The sequence below is a fragment of the Pseudoalteromonas sp. 2CM39R genome (assembly GCF_023161845.1).
Genome location: NZ_JALNTM010000009.1, coordinates 269,231 through 284,495 on the forward strand (window position 1 = coordinate 269,231; position 15,265 = coordinate 284,495).

The following is a 15,265-nucleotide window of genomic DNA, read 5'->3' on the forward strand; positions in this document are numbered from 1 at the left end:
TCATGTTAAAGAATTTCTTAAATGGTCTTGAATTAGACCAAAAGGGCGCACTTAAATTACTAAACTTAGCGCAAAAAATTAAAGCAAACCCAACAGACTTCAGCCAAGCATTAGCGGGCAAATCAGTGGTTACATTGTTTGAAAAGCCAAGTTTACGTACTCGTTTATCATTTGATATTGGTATTAATAAACTGGGTGGTCACGCAGTTTATTTAGATTCACAAAATGGTGCCATGGGCGCTCGTGAATCGGTTAAAGACTTCGCTCTTAATATCTCAACTTGGGCTGATGGCATTGTTGCTCGCGTGAATGCGCACAAAACACTGACCACGCTTGCTGAATATTCATCGGTGCCTGTTGTTAATAGCTTATGTGACTTATATCACCCGTGCCAAGCGCTTGCTGACTTTTTAACGCTGCAAGAAGTGCATGGCGATGTTAGCAAACTAAAGCTTGCTTACTTAGGTGAAGGTAACAACGTCACACACTCTCTAATGTTATTAGCCGCTACTTTAGGCACTGATTTTGTTGCAGTTTGTCCTAAAGGTAGCTCACCAGATTCGCAAATTCTTAAGCAAGCAGAGCAAATTGCAGCAATGAATGGTGCCTCTGTCATGGTGAGTGACAGAATTGAGGCGGCAGTTGGCGCAAATGCAGTCTATGCTGATACCTGGGTTTCAATGGGTGATAAAACACCGCTTGAGCAGGTTAAAGCTAAATATATGCCATATCAGCTTAACCAAGCCCTACTAGAGAAAACGGGTGCGCAAACGGTACTGCATTGTCAGCCTGCGCATCGTGAGTTTGAAATTACCTCTGAGGTAATGGATGGCCCAGCATCAAAAATTATTCAACAAGCAGAGAATCGTATGCATGCGCAAAATGCTCTACTTGTCACATTATTAAATCCAAATTTTGTTTAAGGAACACCAATGAGTTCAATTAAAAAAGTCGTATTAGCCTATTCTGGTGGTCTTGATACATCGGCAATCGTGCCATGGTTAAAAGAAAACTACGGCTGTGAAGTAATCGCGTTTGTTGCTGATGTTGGCCAAGGCGCAGAAGAGCTTGAAGGCGTTGAAGAAAAAGCGATTGCTTCAGGTGCGTCGGAATGTCATATCGTTGACTTAAAAGACGAAATGGTCAGTGACTATATTTACCCAACTTTAAAAACAGGTTCTATTTACGAAGGCACTTATTTACTAGGTACATCTATGGCGCGTCCAATCATTGCTAAAGCGCAGGTTGAAATTGCCCGTAAAGTAGGTGCTGATGCGCTTTCACATGGTTGTACTGGTAAAGGTAACGACCAAGTACGTTTTGAGTCATGTTTCGCAGCCCTTGCACCAGATCTAAAAGTGATTGCACCGTGGCGTGAGTGGGATTTATCAAGCCGTGAGTCATTACTTGATTACTTAGCTGAGCGTAATATTCCGTGTTCTGCATCAGCAACAAAAATTTATAGCCGTGATGCGAATGCTTGGCATATTTCTCACGAAGGTGGTGAGCTTGAAGATCCATGGTGCCAACCAAGTGATCAAGTATGGACTTGGACTAACTCGCCAGAGCAAGCACCCAATGAAGCAGAATATGTAACATTAAACGTTGTTGAAGGTGAAGTGGTTGCTGTTAATGGTGAATCGCTTAAACCATATGACTGCTTAGTTAAATTAAATGACATTGCTGCGCCGCATGGTGTTGGTCGTGTTGATATCGTAGAAAACCGCTTAGTGGGTATGAAGTCGCGTGGCTGTTATGAAACACCAGGGGGCACTGTGATCATGGCTGCTCTTCAAGCGATTGACGAGCTTGTACTAGATAAATCAAGCCGTAAATGGAAAGAAGTACTTGGTGGCGAGTTCTCTCACTTAGTCTATGACGGTCGTTGGTTTACGCCATTAAAAGACTCGATTCTTGCAGGTGCTGAATCACTGTCTAAGTTAGCAACGGGTGAAGTAGTGCTTAAGCTTTATAAAGGCCAAGTCACTGCGGTACAGAAAAAATCACCGAATAGCTTATACAGCGAAGATTTCGCAACCTTCGGCGAAGATGATGTATATGACCAATCACATGCAGAAGGCTTCATTCGTTTATTCTCGCTATCTAGCAGAATCTCAGCACTAACGAAAAAGTAATTTAATTATTGCCCTGCATTGCAGGGCAATAGCCGAATTTGGAGACAGTTCAATGGCACTATGGGGCGGACGTTTTTCTACGGGTCCAGATGAAGCGTTTAAACAATTCAACGATTCACTTCCTTTTGATTATCAACTTGCAGAGCAAGACATTATTGGTTCAGTTGCTTGGGCTGGAGCGTTAAAACAAGTAAACGTTTTAAACCAGCAAGAATACGATGACCTAGTTGCAGCACTTAATAAGCTGTTAGATGAGGTTAAAGCGAACCCACAAGCAGTGGCTGTAGCTGGGCATGAAGATATTCATTCTTATGTTGAATCAGCACTGATTGATAAAGTGGGTGACCTTGCTAAAAAGTTACACACTGGTCGTAGTCGTAATGACCAAGTTGCAACAGATTTCCGCTTGTGGTGTCGTGATACAGCTGAGCATATTCTTGAAGCAATCGCAGAGCTTAAAGGTGAATTTATTGCCTTAGCTGAGCGTGAGCTTGGCACTATTTTACCGGGTTACACACACTTACAGCGCGCACAACCTGTGTTATTTAGTCATTGGTGTATGGCCTATGTTGAAATGCTTGAACGTGATGAAAGCCGTTTAAGCGATGCGAAAAACCGTATGAATTATTGCCCACTTGGTAGCGGTGCATTAGCCGGAACTGCGTACCCAATTGATAGGCAAACTCTTGCCGAAGGGTTAGGTTTTACCGGTGCCACACGTAATAGCCTTGATGCCGTATCTGACCGTGATTTTGTAGTTGAGCTATTAAGCTGTGCATCGATTTCGATGATCCACTTATCACGCATGGCTGAAGATTTAATTTTCTATAACTCGGGTGAAGCGGGCTTTATTGAGCTTTCTGATGGGGTAACATCAGGCTCTTCACTAATGCCGCAAAAGAAAAACCCAGATGCACTTGAATTAATCCGTGGTAAAACAGGCCGTGTTTTTGGCGCATTCAGTGCCATGATGATGACACTAAAAGCCCTACCACTTGCTTACAATAAAGATATGCAAGAGGACAAAGAGGGCTTATTTGATGCGATGCCAACTTGGCTGGCATGTATTCATATGGCGCAAGCGTGTATCAAAGGTATTAAAGTTAATGCAGATAAAACATTAGCAGCTGCAAAAGGTGGTCACTCTAATGCGACTGAACTTGCTGACTATTTAGTGGCTAAAGGTATTCCATTTAGAGAGGGTCACCATATTGTTGGTACGCTTGTGCAAATGGCTATTGCACAAGGGAATAACTTAGAAGATTTAAGTTTAGAGCAATTTAAGTCAGTGCATAGCATTTTCGAATCAGATGTATATCCTGTATTAGAAATAGATGCCTGTATTAAAGCAAGACAAGCGCAGGGTGGCACCTCTGTTGAGCAAGTAACAAGTGCCATCAAATACGCAAAAAAAAACAGCAAATAGCGGTACGTGATGCAACCTTAAATGATGTTGAGTCCATCGCTAAGCTTATTCAGCATTGGGCTACGGTAGGTGAAAACCTACCACGAGCTAAAAGCGACATGATTCACTCAATTAATGAGTTTGCTGTTACAGAAGTTGAAAACCAAGTTGCAGGCTGTGCCTCGCTGTATATTTACGACACTGGTCTTGCTGAAATTCGATCGCTCGGGGTGGACCCCGAATCACGAATTGCCGGGCAGGGGCGTCAACTTGTTGAACATTTGCTAAAAAAAGCCAAAAGCTTGGCGCTTAGTCGGGTAATTGTCCTGACAAGAGTGCCAGAGTTTTTTGCAAGCCAAGGTTTCAGCTTTTGTAGCAAAGGCAGTTTGCCAGAAAAAGTGATCAAAGATTGTGAGCTTTGCCTTCGCAAAGAGAACTGCGATGAAGTGGCAATGGAATATATTTTAAAGCCAAGTAATAGCGCGGTGATCCCGTGTAAACACGTGGCTTAAATTCCCTGGATGAGAAAAACGCACGGTTACCCCTGTGCGTTTTTTTATGCCTGAAATTTAGATTTGCTGACTTTTATGATCAAAAAGATCAAAATTTATAAAAGTTGGATCGTTAATTGCTATTATTATCCGCGCGGTGGCAACGTCGCGATGAAGTATAAAAAAGCGTCAAAAAAATGAGAGCGCTTAACTCAGCTTGCAAGCTATTGTAAGCTGTACTGAAAAAACAATTAACTTAAAGGAATTAACTTATGCAAGTTTCAAACAATAGCCAATTGCAAATGCAAGCTTACAGCCAAATGCAACAAACAAAGCCTGCTTTGGAACAAACTACTAGTAATAAAACCCTGCAATCTGATACAGTAACTTTATCAAGTGAAGCCTTGGCTTTATCTGGTGGTGCTGAAATCCAACGCGGTGGCGGTGGTCTAGTTTTCCCAGATAAAAAAGAGACATAATTTTTGGAAAAAATAAGTTAGATGTATTTTGATTTAAGCTCGCTCGGTTTACATTTCGACACGATTATAGTTTTAGGAATGCTGATGGCGTTCTTACTTAATTTGTTTTTTTATGTAAGTGAGCTTAATCAAGATAAGTCTTTGGTAATCACTTCTTTCTTCATGGCTGTTTCGTATTTTAGTAGCAACCATTTCATTGAACTAGAAAGCTCCAATACAAACCTATATATAGAATGGTTCGTATATGATCTTGTAACACTTATCTTTATTCTTATTTCACACCGCTTTTTGTCTAAAACTTCTACTGCAGCTAAGTATATATACGCTGGATTAATAATTAATAGTGTTCTATACGCACTCATTCATATTGATTTAATTGTACTATGGAATCGAGAGGTTTGGTGGTTCTGGACCTTTTACTCAATTGGTGTCAACGTTGTTGATTTTCTAATGATTGTTGCCTTAATAACAAATAAAGACTTTTTATTTGTTAGTAAAGTTAAGAACTACTTGTTTAAAAAGCATAGAAAAAGCAATCTTGGCTACTAGATAGCAGAAAGCAATCCATAAAAACTCCACGTTTTAACTATTCATTACCATTCATTTATTTGCTAATTGTGGTCCTAATCTAATTATGAATATTAGTAATTTAATAATAACTATTCAGCAAACACTGGGCACATATCTAGCCACATTAATTATGTGGGGCTTTTTGATGACCTTTTTATTCAATATGGTTAGTCGCTCCTCAATTGTAAGTAAAGATAAAACTTTGATGTGGATCTCTTTATCGATTTTTCTCTCTTACTTACTGACCGACCCATTAGTATCTATGGCTTTTGAAATAGAGTCGTTGAGATATGCTTCTATTTTTATTATTTGGTGCATTCTTGATTTGACATGTTTGGGTATTATTCTGCTTATTAGTCGAAATAGCTCGATAGAAAAATTCCCAGCCAAGTTGTATGTGATTATTGGCTTGCTAACGAATAGCAGCTTGTTTTTTGGCTTATATCTAGATGTTAGTGTCTACGGGAATGAAGAAAGATGGTGGCTTTGGGATGTATATACAGTCACTGTTAATATAATGGATATATCGATGTTAATTGCCTTGCTAACGAATAAAGACTTTTTCAAGTTAGTAGCATTAGTTAATTTTTTTAGAAGTAAACAAAGCATTGAGAAAGCGATAAATGCTTAAACTAATCCAAGACAATTTTGGAGTGTACCTCGCAGCATTTATCATGTGGGGTTTCTTGATGTCGTTTCTTTATAACATGGTAAAGAAATCATCAGCGCCAAATGGTGACAAAACAGTGATGTGGATTTCACTTGCACTGTTTATCTCATATATGATGAGCGACCCATTACTTAACGTGGCGCTTGGCTATGATATGTTAGACTCAAGCTTTGCTTATGTAATTTGGGCGCTATCTGATTTAACAATACTACTCATTGTGTGGTTTATTGCACGGAAGCGAAATCTTGATCAGGTTCCGGCAAAACTTTATATATACACAGGGCTTATAGTTAACTCATCACTGTTTTTAGGCATGTATATCGATATTAACTACGCCTATACAGGAAGCTGGTGGTTTTGGGATGTCTACAGTATCACTGTGAACCTGATGGATATCATGATGCTCATCGCACTTTTCAGTAATAAAGACTTTTTAGGGCTTGTGAAGCTTTATAGGCGAATTCGAGGCCAAGCTGAACCTGCTTGACCTCAATTAGTTAAAAGCGATATTCCCAACTGGTTCTAAGGGCAGTGTTTGTTTCTGACTCATCACCAATTTCATCCTTTGAAATAAGCCCTGTCACTTTCCACAGGCCGTTAAACACAGATTGCTGATAACCGAGTTCTAACTGCAGCTGACTCATATCTGATGCGAGCTCAGCGTGTGTGGTTTCGCTTTCAATCCAACGAAGCTTAGCATGGCCACCATAACCATTTAGAGTGTGGTAATAGGTGCCAAGGGTAGCCGATTTACTTTGTAGGGGTGTTGAGCTACCAATTAAGCGCGAGCGTTGTGTATAGCTACCAGAGCCATATACGCAATCGCTAATTTGCTCACAAGTTTGCTCTGTATTTGAGTATTCAAAATAGCTTTTTAATAGGCTCTCTTTCGAGCCAAAATAGCTTTCAACACCCAGCGTATAAAATGGCTCGCTCGGTGCTAAGCCACTTTCATTTCGACCCATTACCTCAGCATAAAAAGCAATAGGTTGAGCCGCTAAAGTGGTTGAGTACTTAACATCTAAACTAGTTAAACGATGTGTTGATTCATTGCTTTCGAGTGTAACAGGATCAATTTCTAGGTTAGTCAAATAATCAGAGCCTGCACTGTTAATTGCTATTTCAAGGCCTGTTAATGGGGTGCTTGCAAATCGGAGCGCCCAAAAGTCACCGTCATCTGAGTTATTTAAATATGGCTTTTGTTTGGCGTAGATACCTGTTAACTGCCAGTTACCGATAAATGATAACCAACTTGGGCCTACATATTGTGTATTCGCCCTGGTAAAGCGCACGCCTTTCATGGGCGCCGCATTATTTGATAGTAGTAGGGCGTTATCGTTACTTGGCCCCCACCAATGGCTTACTTGCTCCGCACTAAGTGACCAATTACCCAGGAGTACGGCTAAATAGCTATCTTGGTAAGTAACATGCTGCTTACCAAGGGCGTCATCGGCATAATTTACACTGACTTTAGCGCTAACACGCTTTCCTGTGATTGAACCATAACTATTTACACCGCTTTCTTGCTGGTGGCGTTTACCAAACCCTTGCTGAGCGAGAGGTTCGCTGTTGTAGTTTAGGCGAATACCTGAGCTGCTTTTTTGTTTAGCATTATCAAGGGCATGCTTAACATGCTGGTAGGCAAATAAGCTTCGTTCATCTAGTTGGCTGGTATTGGCAACGTCTAGGTCGCGTGCGATACCTTGCCACATTAATGGGTAGCTATTAATAGGCTGTTTAATAATGCCTTGGTTAAATAGCATTTCGATTGAAGCGCGAAGTAAAGGGTCGTCACTTTCTATCCATGGCCCAGCAGCACTTGGTGCAGAGATCATTAGTAATGCAGTTAAGCTAATGAACTTTTTTAATTTCATCCGTGAATTTTATCCTGTAAGGCTTTGGCTACAATAGGGTCAACAAACTCGCTCACATCGCCATTGTGACGTGCGACTTCTTTGACGAGAGTCGATGAAATAAATGAATTTTTTTCTGCCGGTGTTAAAAATACACTTTCTAGATCTGGGTTCAGGCGACGATTCATATTCGCTAACTGAAATTCATAGTCGAAGTCAGACACCGCACGAATACCACGAATAAGCACTTCGGCATTATGGTCGCGAGCTAAATCAGCTAATAAGCCTGAAAAACCAATTACATTCACGTTATCAAGATGCGCCAAAATTTTATTAGCAAGCTCAACGCGCTCATCAAGGGTAAAGCAGGGTTGTTTACTTGGGTTATGCGCAATGGCAACAATTACTTTATCGAACATTTTTGCCGCGCGATGAATTAAGTCTGTATGGCCATTTGTAAGTGGGTCGAAAGTGCCCGGATAGATTGCAGTAACGTTCATAACTATCAGCGATTTATAAATTTGCCTGCTATATTAACAGTGTTTTCTCGACTATGCAGCTTAGAAAATACGCGTATCGGATTAGGAACCTTCACCTATATAAGGTACTAAACCGATTGAGGTTAATATTTTTCAAGGTAGTATTTAATTGCCGCGCATTTGTTTATACTGCTCGGCTGGGGAACGTAATAATCATAAAAACAGAGTAATTATGCTATGAGCACAAAGGACAAGATCATACACACCAGCATCGAGTTATTTAATCGCCACGGTGAGCGTGCCATAACAACCAATCATATCGCTTCGCATATGGGGATAAGCCCAGGTAACTTGTATTATCACTTTAAAAATAAAGAAGATATTATTCGCCATATATTTGCTTTGTATAGCGACCACTTACACACACACTTTAAGCCTTTGACGCCTGATGATGATGCGCTAGAGAATCTAGCCGGTTATCTAGATTCACTGTTTGAATTAATGTGGCGTTTTCAGTTTTTCTACGACAACTTAGGCGATATTTTATCTCGTGATGAAGAGCTGAAAAAAGGCTATATTGCGTTTCAAGCTGAGCTTTTAGAGCAAGTCAAAGATGTGCTGTTTGCATTACGTGAAGGTGGTGTTATTTGCATTGAAGACGAAGATGTTACAGAACTTGCGCATATGCTTAAAATGACCGTGAGCTTTTGGACGCCTTACATCAAAGCTCGTCGCTTAAGTGGTGAACTTGCCAGAGCTGATATTTATAACGGTATTTTAAAAGTATTACTGCTATTAAAAGCTCATTGCACCGAGCAACACCTAGAGCAAGTTAACCAATTAAGAGCTAAGTATTTAGCTCTTGCTGAAACAGAGCAAAGCGAACAATAATCCCGCAAAGCAGTTTATTTCCTAGACGCTATAATTTTTGTTATAATCGCGCGCCCTTGAGGTTGCTATACCTTAGGGCGTGTGAAATCCACAGTCTAAGAGTGAACTATGCTTAAATTTATCGTCAAATTACACCCTGAAATCGCGATCAAGAGTAAATCTGTTCGTAAGCGTTTTACCAAGTTATTAGAAAATAACATTAAGATCGTTTTGCGTCGTGTTGACGAAAAAGTTCAGGTAAGAAACAACTGGGACAATATCTCTGTTGTTAGCTTGCTAGAATCTGAGCAAGTTCGCTTAGATATTATCGATGGCTTAAAACGCATTCCAGGTATCGTACAGTTTATTGAAGTAACAGAAACAGACTTCGATTCAATCGACGATATTTACCAAAAAGCACTTGAACTAATCGGCCACACGATTGCGGGCAAAACATTCTGTGTGCGTTGTAAACGTTCTGGTAAGCATGATTTCACATCGAGCGATGTAGAGCGCTACGTAGGTGGTGGTTTAAACCAGCATGTTGAAGGTGCGCGCGTTAAATTATCTCACCCTGAAGTGACTGTTCGCTTAGAAGTACGTGATGATAAAGCATACATTGTTACTCAAACTCACTTAGGTATGGCGGGCTTCCCGTTGCCAACACAAGAAGATGTACTATCGCTTATGTCGGGCGGTTTTGACTCTGGTGTTGCAAGCTATCAAATGATCCGTAAAGGTGCACGTACTCACTTCTTGTTCTTTAACTTAGGTGGTGCTGCGCACGAAATCGGTGTTAAGCAGGCGAGTTATTATATCTGGAAACAGTTCAGCTCTACTCATAAAGTGAAGTTTGTTACTGTTGATTTTGAACCTGTTGTAGCAGAAATCTTAGAGAACGTTGAAAACAGTCAAATGGGTGTTGTGCTTAAGCGTATGATGATGCGTGCCGGTAGCCAAGTTGCAGAAAAACTAGGTGTACAAGCACTGGTAACAGGCGAAAGTATTGGTCAGGTATCAAGCCAAACATTGGCTAATTTGAGTGTGATTGACCGTGTGACAGAAACTTTAATCATTCGCCCGTTAATCCAACACGACAAGCAAGATATAATCAATATTGCGCGTCAAATCGGCACGGCTGAAATGGCAGAAAGCATGCCTGAATACTGTGGCGTAATTTCTAAAAAGCCAACGGTTAAAGCTAAAATCAAAACCATTCTTGCCGAAGAAGCTAAGTTTGACTTCGACGTGCTAAATACAGTTGTTGAAAATGCGCGTGTGATGGATATTCGCGATATTGACACCGAAGCAAAAGAAGAAGTTAAAGAAGCTGAGTCTGTATCTGATTTACCTAAAGGAGCGGTTGTTGTTGATATTCGCTCACCTGAAGAAGAAGATGCAAACCCACTAGAGCTTGAAGGTATTGAAGTTGTGCATTTACCTTTCTTCCGCTTAGCGACTAAATTTGGTGACTTACCAAAAGATAAAGAATATTACTTATATTGTGCTAAAGGTGTGATGAGCCAGCTACAAGCGCTGATCTTGCACGAAGAAGGTTTTAGCAACGTAAAAGTGTATCGTCCGTAAGGGATGGTAATAAAAGCGCGACATGTTCGCGCTTTTTTAATGCCTGAAATAATTACGAGAAACGAGAAGCAAGTAACTTTACTCTTTCTCCTTTCCCCTAGTAACTAGCAGCTAATTAACTTTTTATTTTTACCATGCTCAGCATGGCCTGATTATAGGGAGTTTTTACCCCTAACTTAGCGCCTTGCTCGCACACATAACCACAAATTGCATCAATTTCTGATTCTCGATTATGGCTGATGTCTTGCTGCATAGAAGAAAAGTTTTCAGCGGTGGCTGTCATCACAGAATAGGCTTGATCCAGCGCCTCGCTGAGTTTTACTTTAACCCCTTGTTTATTAGCTACCAGGCACGCTTCACTAAGTAAATTGATTATGCGCGTGCTAAATTGCGGTGCACGTAGCTGGCCATTTTTTACGTTATGAATCGCTGTTAACGGGTTAATAGCAATATTCACTAACAGTTTTTGCCATCGCAATGAGTGAATATCATCGCTCACTGAAAAGTGTGGTAAGTAACTAAACTGCTGCTTAAGTTCACCGAGGTTTTCGCTTGCAGCTGTATTACATGCACCTAACACGCTTTCGCCATTACCTGTATGGCTCACACTATAAGGCGCTGTTTTAAAACCAGCTAAACGCGTTGTTAAAAACGCTAACCCTTGCGTGTTTAAAAGCTGGGCATTGAGCTCATCGACATTCCCCATGCCGTTGTGAGAAAGAACGATTTGGCATGCTTTACTGAGGTAAGGTTTTACTTGTCCAAAGGCAGTTTGCACCTGAAATGCTTTTACTGTTATTAACACCAAGTCAAAGGGGGCTGATTGACTTAGCTCTTTGTGATTAATGATACGGGCTTTGATAGGGTGTGATTTACCATTACTCGCTTGATAAAAACGCGTGGTCAGGGTCGGCTTACGGGTCAGTAATGTAATGTCATGTTGCGCAGATAAAAAATGGCTAAACAATAAGCCAATCGCACCGTCGCCAACAATTAAAATGTTAGCCATTACGTTGCTTACTACCTAAATGAAAACCAAGTTTAATGATAAAGTAACTTACAGCACCAATAAAGTCAGCGACAAAATCCCCAACCGAAGCTTGACGGTAAGGCAGCATATCTTGCATAAACTCTATGGCTGCACCATATCCGGCTAACAGTAAAATTTGCACCATAAGTGGCAATTTAAAGGCTTTATCCATCACCATGGCCAGTACAAAGAAAATACCAAAATGCGCCACTTTATCAACGTGTGGAAAGAGGTTGCTCACCCCTTTAATTTCTTTGGCAAATAAAATTGTAAAGCCAATAATGCTGGCTAAAAAGATAACTTGGTAAACACGCCTTGTCACAATAAACCCTAAAAATGCCGAAATTGAATGGCCAGTATATCAAACAATTTTTGCATCGCACCTGAACAAGTTGGATAAAAATAGAAAGAATCTATAAATAAGCGTTATAATTGCCAACCATAAATGAATTTAAAAAAGACTATGTTAGGAGAACCCCATGCCTTCATTTGATATTGTTTCTGAAGTAGAAATGAACGAAGCGCAGAATGCAGTAGATAATGCAAAGCGTGAACTAGAGACGCGTTTTGATTTTCGTGGTGTTGATGCATCAATCGAACTAAGTGACAAAGTAATTAAGTTAAAAGCAGAAGCACCACAACAAGTTATGCAGCTTTTTGATATTCTTGCTGCGAAAATTTCAAAGCGTGGTTTAGATGTATCTAGCCTTGAGCTTAAAGATGAGTCGCGTAGCGGTAAATACGTAATGCGTGACGTTGCTCTTAAGCAAGGTATTGAAAAAGACGTAGCGAAGAAAATCGTTAAGTTAATCAAAGACTCAAAGATCAAAGTACAAGCTGCTATTCAAGGTGAAGAATTACGTGTAACTGGTAAAAAGCGTGATGATTTACAAGAAGCAATGCAAGTTGTTCGTACTGCTGATTTAGGTCAACCATTCCAGTTCAAAAACTTCCGCGATTAATACTCTATGTTTTTAGCTTTAAGCTGTAAGTTTTAAGCTATAAGCCTACAAGTTTCTGAACTTTACAAGGAGCGTATTTTGAGACAAATATTAGGTTACAGAGAAAAAGATATCTTCTAGCTATTTTCAGCTAGAGGATATTTATGTCAGTAAAAAACAAAGCAATAGATCGTAATAAACACGGTAAAATAAACAGAAAATATACAGGCCCACACAGTACTTATTTTTACCAACAAACACCAAGCTGGTGGGTGAAAATGACGATGACCAAGCCAAGAAGACGTTTAAATAAAACTCTTTGTAAGCTTGTGCTGAATGGTGCTGACCCAGAAGGAATTGTTTTTCCGTTAGGAAACTCGAAACCTCATGAGTATTTCTGGTAATCATTGTTTTATAAAAGCCAATCAGCCTCGCTGATTGGCTTTTTTACTTTCGGCTTACAGCTTAAAGCTTAAAACTTTATTTTAGCAGTATAGCCGTCCATTGACTTTCTTCCCCAAAATCATCACAATAACGGCCTATTTTCGAGGTGCTTGCTGTATCTTCAGATACGTTTTATTTCAAAGGGTGAAATAGTCGCAAGATAATCGGGAAGTCGGTGCGTTTTCAGGGAGAAAACAATGCCAACACTGCCCCCGCAACGGTAATGTATATGCCATGCATGTACAGAGTCCGGAGACCGGCCTTGAAGTAACTTACTATTCGCGTGTGCGGTGGGCACAGGCTAGGGGATATCATGCTAAATAAATCTGCGTTAGGCGTAGCGGTTGCTGCTGCGTTGTCTTTTTCTGTATCTGCTGACGAGCAATCAATCGAGCATATCACAGTTACTGCCAATAAATTCGAACAATCAATTAATGATGTATTAGCCAGCGTTACTGTCATTGACCGTGCTGATATTGAAGCAAGCTATGTTCGTGACTTACCAAGCTTACTGGCCACCCAAGCAGGCTTTCAAATTAATGCCAATGGTGGTTTTGGGCAAAGCTCAGGTGTGTCATTACGTGGTGCAAGTTCTCGTCATACACTTATTTTAATTGATGGTGTACGCACCGGCTCTGCAACACTTGGCTATAAAAGTATTAGCAATATTCCTTTAAACAGTATTGAGCGTGTTGAAGTAATTAAAGGCTCACGTGCTGCTGTATATGGTTCTGATGCGCTAGCTGGTGTGATTAATATCATTACGCGTAAAGCACAAAATACGACCTTAGATGTTACTTTTGGCTCAGACTCTTACCAAGAGTACCAAGTAGCGACAGGTGGCCAGTTTGCGGGTGTTGATGTTGCAGTTAATGCTGGTTATGAAAAAACAGATGGATTTGATGTTCTGCAAGGCTTAGCCCCAGATGAAGACGGCTACGAGAACAAAAACCTTGGCTTTAATCTAGGTTATCAAAATGAGCAGTTAGGTGAGTTTTTAGCGCAAGCACAATACTCAGAAGGCGAAGCAAAATACGATAGCGCTTATAGCCCTGCAGACAGCACTGTAGAAAAAGGTGAATTCGAAAATTACCAAGCTTCACTAGGTTGGAAAAAAGCTTTCGAAAAACACAGCCATGCCATTGATATTGCAATATCAAGTGATAGTTCAGATGACTCACGTATTGATTACACAGGCGCAACGGTGGTCGATAAGTTTGAAACTGAGCGTGAGCAAATCGATTACAATGGCCAATACTTTTTCAATCAAGCTCTGACTCTTAGTGGCGGTTTGAATTGGTATAAAGATGAAGTGAACACTAACTCTGGTACTTACTTAAAAGACAGCCGTGAAGTATTCGCTGCGTTTGTTGGCGCTTATTATGACGACGAACAAGTGCTGGCAAACCTAACCGTTCGCCAAGATGATGATCAGCAGTTTGATGATGAAACAACTTACACCGCAGCTGTTGGCTATCACTTAAATGACATCGCTACATTCCGCGTAAGTCAAAGTACGGGTTTTAAATCTCCAACATTTAATGACTTATATTACCCAGGCTCAGGTAACCCAGAGTTAAATCCTGAAACATCAGATAACCAAGAGCTTGGTTTATCACTCAATGTGAATGATATCAGCTTAGATATTGCGATTTTCCGCAGCGAAATCGACAACAAAATCGCTTGGGCACCAAATGCATCAGGGCAGTGGATCCCAACCAATATAAACGAAGCTCGCCACGAGGGTGTTGAGTTTAGCTTTAAAAACCAAGTATTTGGCTTTGATCACAGCTTTAACTTTACCTATCTTTCAGCGGAAGATACTGAGACAGGTCAGTCACTAACCTATGTGTCAAATCACAGTGTGAATTGGTCATTAAACAAAGCATGGGGGGATTTTGATGCCGGTATCGATATGCAATACCGTGGTGACCGTGATGGCAAGTTAACGCACTTACCTTCGTATACGTTATGGAATTTAGTAGGTCACTACCAAGCAACTGACAACTTAACTGTGTCACTACGTGTAGAAAACCTATTCGATAAAGAGTACAACGCCGTTGATGCCTATGGTACAGATCTAGATGGTGATTACATCAACGACGAATTTTATTACTACAACACGGCCGAGCGTCGCCTGTTTGTAGGTGCCCGCTATCAGTTCTAATAACCACTAAGGTCTGCTGAGTTGTTTACTTATAGCGAGTAGTTGACATTAATTTGCCCGTTGATGTCATTAGTCTTAAGTTAAAACAAGCTCAGCGTTATTATTAGTTCTGCGTCTAAAAGCTCGCTACCTACTTAGCGGGCT

The 15,265-nt window shown here is 40.5% G+C and carries 14 protein-coding genes, 1 pseudogene and 1 riboswitch; of the genes and pseudogenes, 11 read left to right on the forward strand and 4 right to left on the reverse strand.

What is annotated here, in order from left to right:
* Positions 1-2 precede the first annotated feature (2 nt).
* From MTF66_RS20925 to MTF66_RS20950, 6 genes and pseudogenes are all read left to right on the forward strand, one after another.
* Positions 3-923 carry an ornithine carbamoyltransferase gene (locus MTF66_RS20925; protein WP_054560941.1) on the forward strand — a complete coding sequence of 307 codons (921 nt, stop codon included), beginning with the start codon at positions 3-5 and terminating at the stop codon, positions 921-923.
* A 9-nt stretch (positions 924-932) separates the two neighbouring features.
* The gene (locus MTF66_RS20930; RefSeq protein ID WP_054551091.1) at positions 933-2,135 is read left to right on the forward strand and encodes an argininosuccinate synthase; all 1,203 of its coding nucleotides are present in this window, start codon (positions 933-935) and stop codon (positions 2,133-2,135) included.
* A gap of 52 nt (positions 2,136-2,187) precedes the next feature.
* Positions 2,188-4,052 (forward strand): annotated as a pseudogene (gene argH, locus MTF66_RS20935) (argininosuccinate lyase).
* Positions 4,053-4,303: 251 nt separating this feature from the next.
* The gene (locus MTF66_RS20940) at positions 4,304-4,510 is read left to right on the forward strand and encodes a hypothetical protein (protein WP_054560938.1); all 207 of its coding nucleotides are present in this window, start codon (positions 4,304-4,306) and stop codon (positions 4,508-4,510) included.
* Positions 4,511-5,144: 634 nt separating this feature from the next.
* Complete coding sequence (locus tag MTF66_RS20945) at positions 5,145-5,711, forward strand: hypothetical protein (RefSeq protein WP_152966927.1); 567 nt, start codon at positions 5,145-5,147, stop codon at positions 5,709-5,711.
* Positions 5,704-6,237 (forward strand): hypothetical protein, encoded by a 534-nt coding sequence (locus MTF66_RS20950; protein ID WP_248528449.1) that lies wholly within the window; start codon positions 5,704-5,706, stop codon positions 6,235-6,237. The genes MTF66_RS20945 and MTF66_RS20950 overlap by 8 nt, the downstream gene beginning before the upstream one ends.
* 10 nt (positions 6,238-6,247) lie before the next feature.
* On the opposite strand, the gene MTF66_RS20955 is transcribed toward MTF66_RS20950, so the two are convergent.
* A complete protein-coding gene (locus MTF66_RS20955; protein ID WP_248528450.1) occupies positions 6,248-7,624 on the reverse strand; it encodes a capsule assembly Wzi family protein in 1,377 nt (458 codons plus the stop codon).
* Positions 7,621-8,103 carry a pantetheine-phosphate adenylyltransferase gene (gene coaD / locus MTF66_RS20960; RefSeq protein WP_058585805.1) on the reverse strand — a complete coding sequence of 161 codons (483 nt, stop codon included), beginning with the start codon at positions 8,101-8,103 and terminating at the stop codon, positions 7,621-7,623. The genes MTF66_RS20955 and coaD overlap by 4 nt, the downstream gene beginning before the upstream one ends.
* A 216-nt stretch (positions 8,104-8,319) precedes the next feature.
* Here coaD and MTF66_RS20965 point away from each other — a divergent pair, with 216 nt between their 5' ends.
* On the forward strand, positions 8,320-8,973 hold the full coding sequence (locus tag MTF66_RS20965; RefSeq protein ID WP_054560933.1) for a TetR/AcrR family transcriptional regulator: 654 nt from the start codon (positions 8,320-8,322) through the stop codon (positions 8,971-8,973).
* A 108-nt stretch (positions 8,974-9,081) separates the two neighbouring features.
* On the forward strand, positions 9,082-10,539 hold the full coding sequence (gene thiI / locus MTF66_RS20970; RefSeq protein ID WP_248528453.1) for a tRNA uracil 4-sulfurtransferase ThiI: 1,458 nt from the start codon (positions 9,082-9,084) through the stop codon (positions 10,537-10,539).
* A gap of 115 nt (positions 10,540-10,654) precedes the next feature.
* Here thiI and MTF66_RS20975 read toward each other — a convergent pair whose 3' ends face one another.
* Positions 10,655-11,548, reverse strand: a complete 894-nt coding sequence (locus MTF66_RS20975) for a ketopantoate reductase family protein (protein WP_248528456.1) — start codon at positions 11,546-11,548, stop codon at positions 10,655-10,657.
* A complete protein-coding gene (locus MTF66_RS20980; protein ID WP_055021578.1) occupies positions 11,541-11,891 on the reverse strand; it encodes a VanZ family protein in 351 nt (116 codons plus the stop codon). The genes MTF66_RS20975 and MTF66_RS20980 overlap by 8 nt, the downstream gene beginning before the upstream one ends.
* A 157-nt stretch (positions 11,892-12,048) precedes the next feature.
* Here MTF66_RS20980 and MTF66_RS20985 point away from each other — a divergent pair, with 157 nt between their 5' ends.
* The 3 genes from MTF66_RS20985 to MTF66_RS20995 all read left to right on the forward strand — a co-directional run bounded on the left by MTF66_RS20985 (position 12,049) and on the right by MTF66_RS20995 (position 15,121).
* Complete coding sequence (locus tag MTF66_RS20985; protein WP_054551104.1) at positions 12,049-12,531, forward strand: YajQ family cyclic di-GMP-binding protein; 483 nt, start codon at positions 12,049-12,051, stop codon at positions 12,529-12,531.
* Positions 12,532-12,674: 143 nt separating this feature from the next.
* A complete protein-coding gene (locus MTF66_RS20990; RefSeq protein ID WP_248528458.1) occupies positions 12,675-12,914 on the forward strand; it encodes a hypothetical protein in 240 nt (79 codons plus the stop codon).
* A gap of 165 nt (positions 12,915-13,079) precedes the next feature.
* A riboswitch (cobalamin riboswitch) is annotated at positions 13,080-13,234 on the forward strand.
* Between the two features lie 33 nt (positions 13,235-13,267).
* Positions 13,268-15,121: a TonB-dependent receptor domain-containing protein gene (locus MTF66_RS20995; protein ID WP_248528461.1), complete on the forward strand. Its 1,854-nt coding sequence runs from the start codon at positions 13,268-13,270 to the stop codon at positions 15,119-15,121.
* Positions 15,122-15,265 lie beyond the last annotated feature (144 nt).